At 48.3% G+C, this 15,244-nt stretch carries 17 protein-coding genes and 1 pseudogene; 11 read left to right on the top strand and 7 right to left on the bottom strand.

The window, feature by feature from the left end; all coding sequences use genetic code 11:
* Positions 1–251: 251 nt before the first annotated feature.
* Both BM412_RS10280 and BM412_RS10275 read right to left on the bottom strand, forming a co-directional pair.
* Positions 252–1,187, bottom strand: coding sequence for an SPFH domain-containing protein (locus tag BM412_RS10280; RefSeq protein WP_091217154.1), 936 nt, complete (start codon positions 1,185–1,187; stop codon positions 252–254).
* Between the two features lie 7 nt (positions 1,188–1,194).
* Complete coding sequence (locus BM412_RS10275) at positions 1,195–1,620, bottom strand: NfeD family protein (RefSeq protein ID WP_091217151.1); 426 nt, start codon at positions 1,618–1,620, stop codon at positions 1,195–1,197.
* A 159-nt stretch (positions 1,621–1,779) separates the two neighbouring features.
* On the opposite strand from BM412_RS10275, the gene BM412_RS10270 reads away from it, so the two are divergent.
* The 6 genes from BM412_RS10270 (at position 1,780) to BM412_RS10245 (ending at position 6,155) form a co-directional block, all read left to right on the top strand.
* A complete protein-coding gene (locus tag BM412_RS10270; protein WP_091217149.1) occupies positions 1,780–2,559 on the top strand; it encodes a phytanoyl-CoA dioxygenase family protein in 780 nt (259 codons plus the stop codon).
* Positions 2,560–2,584: 25 nt separating this feature from the next.
* Positions 2,585–2,956, top strand: a complete 372-nt coding sequence (locus BM412_RS10265; protein ID WP_091217146.1) for an iron chaperone — start codon at positions 2,585–2,587, stop codon at positions 2,954–2,956.
* 13 nt (positions 2,957–2,969) lie between these two features.
* Positions 2,970–3,929: a D-2-hydroxyacid dehydrogenase family protein gene (locus tag BM412_RS10260; protein WP_091217143.1), complete on the top strand. Its 960-nt coding sequence runs from the start codon at positions 2,970–2,972 to the stop codon at positions 3,927–3,929.
* A 38-nt stretch (positions 3,930–3,967) separates the two neighbouring features.
* Complete coding sequence (locus tag BM412_RS32875) at positions 3,968–4,057, top strand: carbohydrate-binding protein (protein ID WP_177245752.1); 90 nt, start codon at positions 3,968–3,970, stop codon at positions 4,055–4,057.
* Positions 4,058–4,158: 101 nt separating this feature from the next.
* Positions 4,159–5,214, top strand: coding sequence for a class I SAM-dependent methyltransferase (locus tag BM412_RS10250; protein WP_091217139.1), 1,056 nt, complete (start codon positions 4,159–4,161; stop codon positions 5,212–5,214).
* 356 nt (positions 5,215–5,570) lie between these two features.
* A complete protein-coding gene (locus BM412_RS10245) occupies positions 5,571–6,155 on the top strand; it encodes a histidine phosphatase family protein (RefSeq protein WP_091217136.1) in 585 nt (194 codons plus the stop codon).
* On the opposite strand, the gene BM412_RS10240 is transcribed toward BM412_RS10245, so the two are convergent.
* From BM412_RS10240 to BM412_RS10225, 4 genes are all read right to left on the bottom strand, one after another.
* Complete coding sequence (locus BM412_RS10240; RefSeq protein WP_091217134.1) at positions 6,140–6,571, bottom strand: DUF6442 family protein; 432 nt, start codon at positions 6,569–6,571, stop codon at positions 6,140–6,142. The genes BM412_RS10245 and BM412_RS10240 overlap by 16 nt on opposite strands.
* Positions 6,568–6,774: a helix-turn-helix transcriptional regulator gene (locus BM412_RS10235; RefSeq protein ID WP_091217131.1), complete on the bottom strand. Its 207-nt coding sequence runs from the start codon at positions 6,772–6,774 to the stop codon at positions 6,568–6,570. Before BM412_RS10235 ends, BM412_RS10240 begins: the two co-directional genes overlap by 4 nt.
* 154 nt (positions 6,775–6,928) lie before the next feature.
* Positions 6,929–8,002: a phosphodiester glycosidase family protein gene (locus BM412_RS10230; protein WP_091217128.1), complete on the bottom strand. Its 1,074-nt coding sequence runs from the start codon at positions 8,000–8,002 to the stop codon at positions 6,929–6,931.
* Positions 7,999–8,421: a hypothetical protein gene (locus BM412_RS10225; RefSeq protein WP_091217125.1), complete on the bottom strand. Its 423-nt coding sequence runs from the start codon at positions 8,419–8,421 to the stop codon at positions 7,999–8,001. The genes BM412_RS10230 and BM412_RS10225 overlap by 4 nt, the downstream gene beginning before the upstream one ends.
* Before the next feature lie 119 nt (positions 8,422–8,540).
* Here BM412_RS10225 and BM412_RS10220 point away from each other — a divergent pair, with 119 nt between their 5' ends.
* Complete coding sequence (locus tag BM412_RS10220) at positions 8,541–9,497, top strand: ATP-binding protein (RefSeq protein ID WP_091217123.1); 957 nt, start codon at positions 8,541–8,543, stop codon at positions 9,495–9,497.
* Between the two features lie 24 nt (positions 9,498–9,521).
* Positions 9,522–10,403 carry a tetratricopeptide repeat protein gene (locus tag BM412_RS10215; RefSeq protein WP_091217121.1) on the top strand — a complete coding sequence of 294 codons (882 nt, stop codon included), beginning with the start codon at positions 9,522–9,524 and terminating at the stop codon, positions 10,401–10,403.
* Positions 10,404–10,450: 47 nt separating this feature from the next.
* Here BM412_RS10215 and BM412_RS10210 read toward each other — a convergent pair whose 3' ends face one another.
* Positions 10,451–11,920: an aminotransferase-like domain-containing protein gene (locus BM412_RS10210; RefSeq protein ID WP_091217119.1), complete on the bottom strand. Its 1,470-nt coding sequence runs from the start codon at positions 11,918–11,920 to the stop codon at positions 10,451–10,453.
* Between the two features lie 99 nt (positions 11,921–12,019).
* Here BM412_RS10210 and BM412_RS10205 point away from each other — a divergent pair, with 99 nt between their 5' ends.
* From BM412_RS10205 to BM412_RS32865, 3 genes and pseudogenes are all read left to right on the top strand, one after another.
* Entirely contained in the window at positions 12,020–12,817 is a 798-nt protein-coding gene (locus BM412_RS10205; RefSeq protein WP_091217116.1) for a DMT family transporter, read from the top strand.
* A gap of 160 nt (positions 12,818–12,977) precedes the next feature.
* Positions 12,978–14,068: pseudogene (locus BM412_RS32870) on the top strand (beta-galactosidase); the annotation flags it as partial.
* A gap of 6 nt (positions 14,069–14,074) precedes the next feature.
* The gene (locus BM412_RS32865) at positions 14,075–15,148 is read left to right on the top strand and encodes a beta-galactosidase trimerization domain-containing protein (RefSeq protein ID WP_371264808.1); all 1,074 of its coding nucleotides are present in this window, start codon (positions 14,075–14,077) and stop codon (positions 15,146–15,148) included.
* Positions 15,149–15,244: the final 96 nt, after the last annotated feature.

Genomic DNA, 15,244 nt, shown 5'->3' with positions numbered 1-15,244 from the left:
CGAGTCGCTTTTGACTAAGCTAGATGAGCTAAACTTTAACGGTTGTCAGAGCGGTTATTTTATGAAAAAAGCCTTTTTGAAACTCTAACGGTTGTGACAGATGTTATTTGGAGCGAATTGGTCGATTCCTAGTGAAATTTGTTCAAATAAGCGCTCTGGCAACCGTTAGCATATCAAGAGGGTAAATTTATGCCTAATAACCACTATTACATCCGTTAGAGTTGGAATACAACAAAGCATGCACCGCATTCTTATTTGGGATTGGTAATATCGAATATTTTACCGATCATTCCGGCAGATCCGAGCGCGTTCACGGCATCCGTGGGGATAAAGATCGTGGTTGCTCGACCTTCAGCCATTTGACTGAGCGCCTCGAAGGATTTATAGGCGAGTATTTGGGCATCCAGGCCGGCTACTTTAATAGCCTCGATTCTTGCTCGTTCCGCATTTGCGACATGCTTAATGGCTTCCGACTTTCCGAGCGCTTCCAGCTCCTGCGCTTTCTGCTTGGCTTCCGCATCCAAGATCTGCCGCTGTTTCTCCGCTTCCGCAGCAAGGACGACTGCAGCTCTCTGCGCCTCAGCGCGCAATACGGTGGATTGCTTCTCACCTTCGGCCTGCAGGATGATAGCACGCTTCTCGCGCTCCGCCCGCATTTGTTTCTCCATCGAATTCTGAATATCGGCAGGAATGGCCAATTGCAGCACTTCAACGCGCTCGATACGCACACCCCAATTCTCCGATGCCTGGTCGAGTACCAGACGCAGATCCGTTTGGATACGGTCGCGATTGGAGAGGATTTCGTCCAATTCCATCTTGCCAATCGTCGCGCGCAGCGCCGATGCTACAATATTATGTATACCGCCAACATAATTGGCGATGCCGTAAGTCGCGAGCTTCGGATCAACAACGCTGAAGAACGTCGCAAGCTCTATGCCGATCGCAACATTATCCTTCGTAATGACGGATTGTGAGGGCACCGTTTCTTGGTGAATGCGAAGATCATGGCGAAGCCGAATCTTATCGATGACCGGGATAATCAAATTCACCCCGGCATGAAGCGTTTTATTGTATTTTCCGAGTCTCTCCACAATCGCTACGGTTTGCTGCGGAATTATGCGAATCCCCTTGATTACGATGGCAACGACTACGGCCAATATAACGATAAATACGATTATGCCGACCAATCTGCATCTACTCCTTAGTCACGATTAATTTGGTAACGCGGACCTCTGCGACAATCACTTTACTTCCTTCTTCAATCCTTTCAGTAGCAACCGCGGACCATATTTCGCCATGAAGCTTGACCAAACCGGCCTCATCCGGAGTAATGGTCTGCACGACAAATGCCTCTTGTCCCACTAAATAATCGGAGAGCTGGGGTATCATGGATTTCGAAGTCGAGGGGATTAATTTACGAAGGAGCGGCAGCAAGAAGATATACATAAGGGCAATGGCGACAACAAAGGTGAAGCATTGAACCAATATCGGGAGACCGGCAAGTGCGGTAATCATGGTGAGGATGGATGCGGCAGCAAGGAGTAGGAAATAGAAGGTTCCCGTATGCAGCTCGATCAGTACGAGCACGGCAGTCAGAATCAACCAAGCTAACGCGTACATGAATCTCCTCCTTCACAAAGCGTCCATTTCTATTCCTATGTTTCTACTTCTTGTTCAGAACATCTGCAAGCGATATATGGCAATAAAATCCTGCAAAAGATTGTCTCATCCCCTATACTAATAGAGTAAAACGAAGAAGCAGAAGGAGGACATGCCCATATGGATATGCACCAGATGCTAGAGGAGCTTGGCGTTACAGCTGACACACTAAGCGTAGAGGATAAGCGGACGCTTGATGAACATGGCTACATTGTTTTCGAACGGGTGATTAGTGAGGAATGGTTGTCGGAATTACGGGAGAAGTATGAGGAGCTTATGGCGAAAGCTGCGGGAACGATTGCGCATCAGCGTGAAGCCGGAACCAGAAGGCTGTTTGATTTGGAAAATCAAGGCCACGTATTCGATGGGTTATATACGCTGCCGAAGGTAGTTGCATCCGTCGCTTATTTGATCAAACGGGAGTTTAAGTTCGTCACCTTGAACGGACGCGATGCCGTACCCGGAGAGGGGCATCAATCCCTGCATAGTGATTGGCCTTGTGCACCGGGAGGGCCGATTAATGCCGTCACTTGTGTGCTGATGCTGGATGACTTTACACTTGAAAACGGGTCAACGCGCGTTGTTCCTGGAACGCATCGCTCGGGGGTTAATCCCGTTGCCGACTGGGAAAATGGCATGGCGCTGGAGTCTCATCCGGAGGAAGTTCAATTGATTGCTCCGGCAGGCTCCGTTGCTGTTATGGTTAGCCATCTCTGGCATGGAGGTACAATAAACCGGACAACAGGAACCCGCCGAGCCGTGCATCCTTTCTATATGGCGAGGGATCAGCATCAATCTCCGGGACATCTTAATGCCAAGGAGTACATTCGCGTCAAGACGTACAAGAGGCTGTCGCCGGCAGCACGTTATCTGCTTGATGTCGAGTGGGACACGATTTGAGTTTTTAATACTAGGAGGGTACAGCATGGAGGTTTTTGCAGACTATTTAGACGGAATTGAAAACCCGCATCATCGGGCTCGAACGGAAGAAGTTTTGGAGTGGGTAGCTAAGACATTTCCGGGGTTAGAGCCTAAATTCGCTTGGAAACAGCCCATGTATACCGATCATGGCACCTTTATTATTGGCTTTAGCATATCCAAACAACATTTGGCGGTTGCCCCCGAGAAAGCGGGAATGAACCAGTTTGCGGATCAAATTAAGCAGGCTGGCTACGATCAAACCAAGCTGTTATTTCGTATTGGGTGGGATAGTCCGGTAAATTATGAGTTGCTGGAGCAAATTATTGAATTTAATCGAATGGATAAAGCAGATTGCTCCACTTTCTGGCGAGTCTAAGGAGGTCCCGGGGATGACGAAACTTCGATGTGCAATTCTGGATGATTATCAGCAAGTAGCATTGACTGCAGCCGATTGGTCGCCCATTCTGGATCGGGTGGAGGTGAAGACCATTACTCGGCATATTGATCAACAAGACGAATTGGTCGAGCTAATCGCTGATTGTGAGATTGTGGTCATAATGCGTGAGCGGACGCCATTTCGAGCCTCTATGCTGGACCGGCTTCCTCGCTTGAAGCTGCTGATTACGACGGGTATGCGCAATGCGTCGATTGATTTAGAAGCAGCCGCATCAAAAGGAATTACCGTATGTGGGACGGGAGGTGCCGGCAATTCAACAGCCGAACTTACTTGGGCCCTATTGCTGGGATTAGCTCGAAATATCGTTCAGGAGCATCATGCAATCCGAAGCGGTCAGTGGCAAAGCACGATTGGCGTAGATTTGTACGGCAAAACGCTCGGCTTGCTTGGTCTTGGCAAACTGGGCAGCCAGATCGCGAAGGTTGGACAAGCGTTCGGTATGGATGTTATGGCATGGAGCCAAAATTTATCGCAGCAACGCGCGGACGAGGCAGGAGTAAAATTAGCTGCTTCCAAGGAAGAGCTTCTGGAGAACAGTGATTTTGTGTCGATCCACCTTGTGTTGAGCGACCGGACACGAGGACTGATTGGCGCTGAGGACTTCAAACGAATGCGCCCTTCAGCATTTCTAATCAATACTTCTCGCGCACCGATCGTGGATCAAACCGCACTCGCGGAAGCCTTACGGAATGGCTGGATTGCCGGTGCCGGAGTGGATGTATTTGAAGTAGAACCATTGCCAAAGGACGATCCATACCGGTCGCTTCCAAATCTGCTAACTACGCCTCATATCGGGTATGTTTCAGAAGCCAATTATGAGGCATTTTATAGAGACATCGTGCAAGATATTGGAGCTTATTTATCCGGAGAACCGATTCGGATCATTTCCTAGCCGCGGGTATATTACATATGTAGCAAGAGTGCGAGCTGGTGATTTATGCCGGACGTACGTATAAGGCAAAATGGTGGTCCAAAGGAGATATTCCGGGGAAAACCGATGTCTGGACATTAATCGCATAATCGGATAATTGAGAAAACCTTCCAATTCTTATTGGAAGGTTTTTCGAATATACAGTAAAGTACCGGAGAAGGATGTGATCCCACTTCGAGGAGGTCATCTTTTGGATTTCAACAAACTACTGAGTTTGAACCTAGGTGCATACACGCGCAATATCCCGCTAAAGAATTCATTCGGCAACGTGTATCCGGTACTAAATGATGAACTTCTGACACAAATGCTTGATATTCAGCCGGGTGAAACAGTACTCGATATTGGCGGCGGATCCAATCCGTTCTCCCGCGCAAGTACGGTGACAGAGCCTTTTCTAACCCATAACGCTCATCGTTCCGGGGCCGGTATTGATACGCGGTTCGATTATGTGGAATGTTTCGCGGAGAAATTGCCTTTCCAAGATAAGAGCTTCGATTTTGCGCTTTCTCGCCAAGTGTTTGAACACACCAACTCTCCTTCGGACGCTTGCGAGGAAATGATGCGAGTCGCCAAGCGCGGGTTTATCGAAACGCCGCAGAAAATCTTCGAGCTGCTGCTGGGACCTAATCCGTCTCATAATTGGTTTGTTTCGCTGCAGAGCGATACGATTATCTTCGAGCGGCGCCAGTTCATTCGCCACCCGCTCGGTCATCTCTCGCTAAGCGCCGTACCTTCCTCGCCGGAGCTTCAAGTGCTCACGCATTGGGAACTCAAAAACCTCAGCAATGTGCAATATTACTGGGACGGCGTTATTAAGTATGAGGTGTTCGACGATCCGAACGGGTTTGATTATAACAACCCGGATCATGCCTCCCAGTCGCATCTCGACGTTGCGCTATGCGCGCTCCGGCAAGGCGGTCATTATCTTGATCACCGGGAAGCGGATGCGAGGGAAGCCGTACGACTAAAGCCCGATTGGGCACTTGCTCGCAACACGCTGGGCATCATCCTGTGGCGACAAGGCAAACTTCGCGATGCAGAAGTCGAGTTCGCGAACGCGCTTCAACTTGATACTCGTGAAGAATACGCGCATAATGCGCATTTGCCTGCCGGTGATTCGCCGGTGCTAGTCAGTTTCGAAGATACGCTCGCGATGGATGAAGCGTTCTACAAACGGTATAGTCTGAGCAGCTATTTTGATATGAATGCGTATCTGCATCGGCCACATGTGAAAACAAAACTTTAACGGTTGTCAGTGAGGCTATTTCTTGAAAATAAGCCTTTTTATAACGCTAACGGTTGTCACAGACGTTATTTGGAGTAATTGGGTCGATTCCCGTTGGAAAACGTTCAAATAGGCTCGCTGGCAACCCTTAGAATACAAAATGGCGAAATTTATGCCAAATAGCCACTATCACAACCGTTAGAGCTGGAATGGGATAAAGCATCCGTTTATCACGAGACTACACTGAGAAGCGATGATTCGCTTTTTTTTTATTATCCGCGGAACTTACAAGTAAAGGAAAGAGCTTCTTCATGAACGAATAGTTAGGAGTAGTTCAATGTAATCCATCCTTGAAGTGACTCACGACAGGAGGTCCTATGAGAACCTATATTTACATGGTAAGACATGCGGAATCGCCAAAGTCCGATCCCAATGAACGAACACGGGGGCTCACGGACAAAGGCTGGGCTGATTCGCGAAAAATAACCGAAATACTCAAAGAAGAAGGTATTGATACATTTATATCCAGCCCCTATCGGCGAGCAGTGCTTACAATCGAGGAACTAGCCACCAGCTGCGGTAAAGAAATCATTCTATTCGAAGATTTGCGTGAGATGACGTTCTCGGGCGCTGATGGCACGATGACCGATAAGGATTTTTATCTGTTTGTGGAGAAGATGTTCCGTGACCCTGATCTCGCGTTGCCCGGCAGCGAAACGATTAAAGCGTGCATGGATCGTGCTGTTCATGTATTAGCGGAAATTCTTGTGAACTATAGGGGGCAGAAAATCGTTATCGGCACGCACGGCATGGTTATGACGTTAATGATGCGGTATTTTGACAGTCAATATAATTACGAGTTTCTGTTACAGACCTCCAAACCTGATATCTACATCATGGCATTCGATGGGGATGTGCTGGTAGACGTACGGAGAATGCAGCTGCCTTACATTTCTTTATAGTACTTGTAACGGTAATACGTACAATAAACAATGATAAACAAATAGGTGAAAACCAGCAGCAATACCAAGATTATATCAATACCCATCAAAGCAACGGCTGTAATTAAAGCTCCGAACACAAAAACCATCATGTCATAAGCTTTCGCTTTGGCCCGATTGGCGATTGCTAAATTTCGCTCATCATTCCGGTCAATCTCCAGCTGCTTTGCTGCTGCGGGATCCTTCTTCATTGCGCTTCGAAGGATGACTTCCCCCACACCGTGACCAAACATGCCGCAGCCGAGTCCCACACAGATATACGGCAACGCTCGCAGCACACTTTGCGGATCTTCGATTGTTTTGATGAAATAAATACCGCATACTAGCAGTCCTAGGCCTGCAGCGGTAAGAAAATAATACGAAAATGTGTTCTTCATACGTTCTCTTCCTCCTCATAAATAAAGACTTCTTCGATACTCAACCCGAAATAACGAGCAATCTTGAACGCTAACAGGATCGAGGGGTTATAGCGTCCGTTTTCCAGCGAACCGATCGTTTGCCTGGACACTTCAAGAGCCGCAGCTAATTCTTCTTGCTTTATTCCGCGTTGTTTGCGGATTTCTTCTAAACGGTTGTTCAATGCGTTGCCCCTCCTTACGGAAAGCTAACTTTCCATAAGAGGAGCATATCGCGAGATGGCTGCAATGTCAAGCGAGCTTTCCATTTTGATTGTTATCCACTCGTAAACAAAACAGGCTGCCTCGCGGCAGCCTGTTTGATTTCCATATGGAACTTTATTTGAAAAATAGGAAATGGGTCGGTACCGGTCGAAGTTGTCCGTCCGACGGGTGATTGACGACGCGGCCATTGAAGACGAGTGATGACGACCCGCCGCCGTCGAGGTTATAGCCGTCGATCGCGCCGAATCGCTGAAGTATCAGCTGCGCTTCCTGAAGCGTCGCGCCGGAGCTGCCATTCTCGTTGCGCCCATCGATTACGAGGAAGAGAAGCTGGTTGTCTTTGTAATTGGCGATGATAGTCCGCGGAGCACGTAACGGGCTGGTCCGCCACTTGTCGGGAATCGGAAGCGCAGTGCCGTTTTGCAAGAGTACGGGTACAAATGAAGCGCCGAATTTCGGATTCTCACTGTCCAGGTGAGATTTGCTCATATATTTGCCACCGATCAGCTCCAGCTTATCGTTTAGCCCAACGAAGAACAAATCTTTATAAGACGGAGCAAAGCCGTTTAAATAATTGCCGTTCATCACCGTGGTGCCAAGAGGATAACGCTTGTTGCCATCATCTGCGAAACCGCCGGCATTAACGCCGGCAATGGCATTATATCGATCAACGGCAGCGAGCGTCGTTTCAGCTCCGCCATTCTTATCTTGACCGAGCACCATTTTCATCGCTTTGGGCGATTTCAGCTTGACCTTCAGCGCATAGCCGTTAAAGTGCTGCGCATGAATCACAAAAAGCTGCGCACGAACGTTATCTGACTCAATCTGCTGCGTCGGTGCACCGATCTTCCGCGTAATGCGGCGGTCATAGATGCGGTATGGCCTGTTTGTCTGTGAAACGGCGATGGAGACGATGGCATCCATGTTTCTGTTCGTAGTGGTATAAAGCTGAATTGATTTCTTGAGCGACTTTGCGGTGACGAGTGCCGTCTTCTTCGCTTGGTCCAAACCAGCTGTCAGCTTCGCGGTATCCGCCGGCACGGTTGCATGCGTTAATGCGTGCTTCGGATACGAGCTCTCCGGAAGTGTAATAGACAGTTCCGAAAGCAACAGCCAAATGATTAGCCCGATGAACGGGGCGCATGCCATAAGAAAGAAACGGTTGATTTGCTTGATATTCAACGTCATTTCAGCACATCCAAACTTTTCTGCAGTTCGGCCAGTTTTTTCTTAACTTCATTCAGCTGCGTAAACAGCTTATTGCTATTGTCGGTTTTGGAATTCGTATTATCTTTAGTAAACTCCAAAAGTTCGTTAAGCGCGTCAACTTTGCCTTGCACCTTATTCAGTTCGCCTGAAAAATTGGCCTGCATCTGCTTCAGCTGCGCATCGTAATTTTGCTGCATTGTCGTAATTTGCTGCGCCGTTTGAGCGCTTATGTCTTGTGTCAGTTTGTCCTTCACTTGACCGGTATACCAGACTGTGCCTACTACGCCACAGCTGATCAACAGCACCCAGGCTGCAAGAAACATAGGGACAGATGGCTTTGATTTGCGGGAAGTTCTCTCGAGAGATCGGTTTGCCGACGTCGGGACATTCGTTTCCATGCTATGAATCGCTCCTCTTACTATCATTCAGAACTTATATTTTACCACAAAAGTACTAGGGGAAAAAGAAAGGATAATATGCTACTATTTTCATAAAGAGTGTTAAGGAGGGAATCCATTTGTCAGATCATGACGAATTATCGGAAAGACGAAAGAATAAGTTGAAGCTTATTCAATTCAACCAGGATGACCAATCCATCATTGAATCAGATAAACCGAAGGAAACCTTCGAAGATGTCGGTGGTCTTGAAGATGTGAAGAAGAAGATTCGGATGAACTTCATTCTCCCTCTGAAGCAGCCGGAAATTTTCAAAGCCTATGGCAAACAAGCAGGCGGAAGTTTGCTGTTGTTCGGGCCTCCCGGATGCGGGAAGACTTTCCTCGCACGTGCGGTTGCCGGCGAGATTGATGCGAATTTTATTCATATCGAGTTGCAGGCTATTCTGTCCATGTATGTAGGACAAAGCGAGCATAATTTACATGATGTATTTCAGAAAGCGCGCGAAAACAAGCCATGCGTCATCTTTATCGATGAACTGGATGCCATGGGCGGAAGCCGGCATCAGATGAGGCAGCATCATGAGCGCATGCTCGTCAATCAGCTGTTGACCGAGCTCGACGGATTGCAAGCCGGCAATGATCAGGTGTTTGTCATTGGTGCAACGAATACGCCATGGTATCTGGATTCTGCTTTGCGGAGACCGGGGCGGTTCAATCACCTGGTATTCGTTCCGCCGCCGGAGGAGGAAGAGCGGAGTACGATCCTGAAACTGAAGCTTGCGGATAAGCCGACAGCCTCACTGAATTTGTCCAAGCTGGCAGCGGAAACGAAGTTGTTCTCCGGCGCGGATCTGGAACAAGTCGTCAAGGATGCCGTGGATTACGCAATGGAGCGGACGTTTGAGACGGGTGAAATTCAGCCGATCGTGCAGGAAGATCTCCGTAAATCACTGAAAGCACGGAAGGCTACAACCATTGAATGGTTCTCAACCGCAAGAAACTATGCCACATTCAGCGATGTGAACGGCGATTACCAGATCGTGCTAGACTACGTGAAGAAGCATGGTATTAAATAGCCGAATGATCAGGAGGATAGTGCAATGGAAGAAACTATACGTCCAGCAGCTTCTTCAGCTTACAGTGCCGTCTATCAGCTGATTGCCTGGAAACGATATAAGGAAGCATTGGTTGAAACGGAGAAACTGCTGCGGGATGATCCTCATGATCCGGATCCGTATGCCATATATGCTCAAATTTTTGCGTTAATGGGGGAGTATGAGAAAGCTCAGCACTGGGCGAAAGAAGCATTGAGTCGGGATCCCGAACATCATCTGGGCTGGTATGTGCGCGTTTCGGTTTATTATGAGACCGGTAATGAGAAAGCCTTTGATAAGGCGCTCCAAGAAGCGCTGCGCATAAACCCATACGAATCCCACTATTATTATTTAGCAGCCAATCAATTGAACAAGAAGGGCAAGTTCAAGGAAGCGAAGGAACAAATTGAGACTGCCCTTGAACTGGATGCCGAGAATCCCCAATATCTGGCTGTTCTCTGTTATATCGAAGCTCTTCTTGGTGAAGTGGTCGAATCAAGGAGATTGAACCGTGAAGCAATCCGTTATGGAGCCGAAGAGCCTGTCGTCTTGATGTATCTTGCATGGGCGGCAGCGAGCCGTAATGAGTATAAACTGCAAGAGACTTATATGCGCAGCGCGATCCGGTTGAATCCTGATGAGAAGCAGTACCAAGACGAATATTTGGAATCGCTTCGTCATCACTATTTCCTTTATCGAATCTGTATGTGGCCCAATAAATTATTACGCAAAATGAAGCCATGGCAAATCTTGCTGGTGTGGATTGGCAGCTGGATCTTGTTCAAGCCGCTCGTAGTGGTATTTATTGTCCTACATATTCTGGCCCATTGGTCGACAAGAGCCATCGTTCACATCAGTGTGTTCGGCTGGCGCAGACGGAGGACATAATAGTCATTAATAAACCATTTTTCTAAGCTGCCGACAAGTTCGGCAGCTTATTTGAGTTCAGTGTGGTGCAAAAGCTGGCAGAGCGTGAGAATTGCCTCGCGAATTCGTGCTTCCGCCAACGCCGCAAAGCCGATTCGCAGACTGTTTCTCTCGGCATTTCCTGAATAGAAGAAAGACCCCGGAAAGAATAAAACGCCTTGGCGTTCGGCCTCGACGAACAAAGCATCCGTGTTCACGCTACCTGTCGATGTCAGCCAAAAAAAAGGGCCGGCAGCCGGAGGCGTCCAGGTCCAAGCGGAGGGAGCATGACGTTTCAGAAGTTGATGAATCTCGTCACGTCTCTTTGTTAATTGGCCGCGGACTTTGCGAAAATGTTCATTCATGTTTTGTTCCAACAGGTGCAGCAAAATACGCTGATTAAATAAAGGGGTACTTAAATCGGTTACTGCTTTTGCATGGAGTAAGCGTTGGTACACCGAACCTCTTGCCGCGATTACGGACAGACGGAGTCCCGGTGCAATTGATTTGCTATATCCCTGCATATAGATCACATGTCCGGTTTGATCCAAGCTAAACAGGGAACGCGGCGGCAGATCCTCGAAGTAAAGTTCCTCCCAGGGATCATCTTCCACAATCAAGGTGTTATAGCTCTTTGCGATTTCCAGCAAAGTCAGACGTTTCTGAACAGACATGACGCTGCCCGTCGGGTTTTGGCCTGTAGGCAGTGTGTAGATTAATTTCGGGGGATGGATGTCGCACAGCTGCTGAAGGATATCGAGTCTCATGCCTGTATGGTCAGTCGGAATGGAAATCAAGGTGGCACCGCGCGAGCGAAAAGCATCCAAAGCACCGGGGTATGTAGGAGATTCAACGGCGACAAGATCCCCAGGTCCAAGAAACGTTCGTGCGATAAGGTCAATGGCTTGCTGGGTTCCCGTTGTAATCAACAATTCCGATGCTGTAAGCACAGAACTCTTGTGACGGAAAGTAGAAGCCAGTTTGCTACGCAACGCTTCGTCTCCCGCGGCCGGTGCATAATCGCCAATTGACGATCGATCGGATGAAGCTTGTTGAACTGCCCGTTGAAAGTGTTGGAGAGGTAAGAGTTCCTCCGCATGTAATTTGATCCTGTGCAGCGGGTATTTCACGTCTTTACGATTTACAGCCCCTACATGCCGGAACATCGACCTGCCTAAATAATCGGGAATCGCCAACTGCCAATCATACGAAGGTTTTGGATGGATTCCCTCTAGAATCTCGTCTTTTTCCGGTCTTGGTATACTGACGAATGTGCCTTTACCGTGATGGCGCTGCGCATATCCGGTTGCTTCTAACTTCTCGTAAGCAAGGACTGCCGTCATCAAACTAACCCCAATCTCACGACTCAATTCTCGCACGGAGGGAAGAAGATCACCTGCTTGATACAAGCCCGAACGAATGCGCTCTACCAAGGCCAATTGAATTTGTTCAGCCAGTGGAACACGTGATTTGCGATCCAACGGTATGTTCATTTCCATCCGCACTCCTTCCTGCCAACTGTTATAACATGTCGTTTACTGTTATAGCAAGTTCATGGTTTTATAGGGGTGAATCGTAGACCTACAGGATGGGAGCAAATGAAGATGATGATCGCGTATATCGCTATGTGTTTGATTTTCGGGACGACTTTTCTGTCGATCGAGATTGGAATTGAAGGAGGAATGCCTCCTTTTTTCTTTGCAGGCGCTCGTTTTTTCCTCGCAGGGGTCATTATTTTGTTCTTGCTCAGGGGAGCTAAATCACTCAAGCACCCGATATTTACAACGTTGCTGGCGATGTGGACCGGTCAAAAGAAAAGGAGCCTACAACTTGTGATCGGAATTGCACTTGGCTTTATTGGCACCTACTTAGTGGCAACAGGTACAAGCCATGAGACTTCAAGCGGAGGAGAAAAGAAGATGGTTTATGCGGGGATCGCATTGCTTCTGTTCATAAAGTTTATTTATGCGCTTGCGTTGACTCGGTTTCAAAAACATACAAGCTCTGTACCATCCATGACCAGTAATGGTTTGCAGATGATCGTAGGTAGTTTGTTTTTACTGTTGCTCTCTATCTGCTTTGAGCATGTGACTCCAAGTGAGTATTCCCCGGCAGCTCTCGGAGCTCTAGCGTACTTGATCGTTTTCGGATCCGTAGTAGGCTATTCCATCTTTTATTGGTTACTACGTGTCACGAACGCCGTCTTTCCTACTACATTTACTTTTATTTCACCTGTGATCGCGATGTATGTAGGGGTGTTGTTCATGAACGAAGAATTCACCATTGCGATGGGAATAGGGGCAGGCACTGTCATTTCCAGCGTGGTGTTTTTGAGTTGGGGGGTACGGGGGAAATCCAAACGTCTGCAGATGGATGTGCTTAAGAGTGATAGTTAAGATAGCGATAGAAAGTGTAATACCGGAGAGCTTTTCGCCTTCCGTTAGAAGGGGATTAAGCCAATCTATCGAATAATCACTTGAAGGCCCATAAAGCGATTCGGTGGAGGATTGCGGTGAAGCGATCGTACTAGTGAAATAAAAGAGGAGAGGCTTCAGGATGAAAGATAAAACGTTTATTCCTTTCGGTTTTCAATACTACCGCTCGCCTACACCGCACCGCGATCATTGGGCGATGGACATGGAAAGGATTTCGCTTAACGGCTTTAACTGCGTCAAGCTCTGGGTGCAATGGAGGGATTGTCATCCAGCCGAGAACACCTTTGTATTCGACGGTATTGCGGAGTTGATGGATTTGGCGGCAAGCCATCGACTGAAGTTGTACTTAATGTCATCTTCGACGTCGCTCCGGTATGGTTTTATAAGAAATATCCCGATTCCTTGATGGTAACGGCTGACGGTATCGTGCTTAAACCGCAAGCGCTTAGTTATCGGCAAATCGGCGGGGCCCCGGGACCTTGCTATCATCACGAGCCTGCACAACGAGAGAAGGATCATTTTCTCGCGGAAGCCGTTAAGAGACTGGGCCGACACTCCGCGCTCTGGGTATGGGATCTATGGAACGAGCCGGAGCTGACGACTGGTATTAAGCGAAAACTTTCGTTCGAAAACCAAGTTTGCTATTGCGATCATTCTCATCAAGCATTCGCGGTTTGGTTACGCAACAAATACGGCTCATTGGACGCCTTTAATGCCAAATGGCAGCGCAGGTACAGCGATTGGGCCGAAGTCGAACCTCCGCGAGGCCAAGCGATATTTAACGACATGGTGGACTGGCGGCTCTTTATGTCCGATGCGCTTACAGAGGACTTAAAGCGAAGAATCAAGGTAGTCAAGGAATTGGATCTAGACCATCCCGTCATGGTCCATACCGTGCCCTCACCGATTTTTAACTTGATAACGGCAGGTTCGGACGATTTCATGCTGGCCGAACCTTGCGATCTGTTTGGCAACAGCCTAGGTTCATCGGCATGGTCAGCCGACCTTTTATTGTCCGCGGCAGGAGGGAAACCCGTCATCAATTCCGAAATTCACGCTCTCCCCGGCACTACCGCTCTGAAGCCTCAGAAGCTCGGTTGGACGGAATTGAAGCGGCATATTCTCATTCCGCTTTCCAGGGGGATACTCGGCTATCTATTCTGGCAGTATCGTCCGGAAACGCTGGGACATGAGACTCCCGCATGGGGCAGCACCTATATGGATGGTAGCGAAACACCTTGGCTGAGGGATATGGCTGCATTGAATTCGACCATCCAACTTCACGGCGACAGACTTTCCGAATCAACCCGTCCTTCGGATGGGATTGCGATACTGTTCAGTTCGGAGAATCAAATTGCCAATTTCGCGGCTTATGCGCACTTAGACACCTACAACGACTCCGTGCAAGGCGTGCATCAACTGCTCCACGATCTTAACTACAAAGTGGAATTTGTCCACGACCGGAGGTTGAACCGGGAAACGTTGGCACGGTTCCGATGTTTATGGATGCCATATCCCCTTTATTTAAACAGGGACATGTGTAACTTGATCCGTGATTGGGTGGCAGGCGGCGGTATTCTTCTGTCCGAAAATTCCTTCGGCGCACTTCAAGCAGAAGACGGGACGCATAGCCCTGTTGTTCCCGGATACGGCTTCGACGAAATATTCGGTGTCCGTGAAACATGGATACACTCGGTCGAGCACCTGGACCACAGTTATCATCAAGTGAGCGCGGAGTCTCGAAATGCGATTCCGATTATAGCAACCGTCAACTCGGAAGAAGCGAGCGGCGCATCTGTAACGTTGGAAGGTTCCTATTACATAACGGACATTAAAGTCCGGCAAGATGTAGACGTAGTGGCCCAATTTGAGGAAGGCGGGATGGCAGCCATCACCTGTGCCGATTACGGGCGCGGCAAGGCGGTTTGGATTGGCACATTGCTGGCGGCTGCTTATTATCGGAATCCGCATGGCGGAACGAGGGCATTTTTCAAAAAATTGCTTCAATCTACATTCGGCTTAACGCCATATGTAGCGATGGAAGGTGGGGACGGCGTTCGCGGCGATGCGTTGTCCTGGGAAAAGGAAGGGGAAAGCGGGTGTTTCATGTTCGCCTACAATTGGAGCAATTCCGCTAAGGAAGTCTGCATCCGGATACCGAAGCCATATTCGGTTGTAGGGAGTTGGTTTGAAGATGGTGACGGTACATTGGAGTCAAATGATGATGCGTCCTCAGGTCTTCACGTTCGACTGGCACCGGGGGATATTCAGGTCTTTACAATGAGGGAATAGGGTATTGCGAGGCTGTCGAATTTTATCCGGCAGCCTCGCTTTTTATTTGTGTGTAAACATTTATAGTCAAAATGTATATTATAATATACAAAATGA

This window comes from Paenibacillus sp. BC26, from assembly GCF_900116125.1.
GTDB lineage: Bacteria > Bacillota > Bacilli > Paenibacillales > Paenibacillaceae > Paenibacillus_Z > Paenibacillus_Z lignilyticus.
The sequence above is the reverse complement of the archived record's forward strand: the minus strand, read 5'-3'. Positions and strand labels throughout refer to the sequence as shown.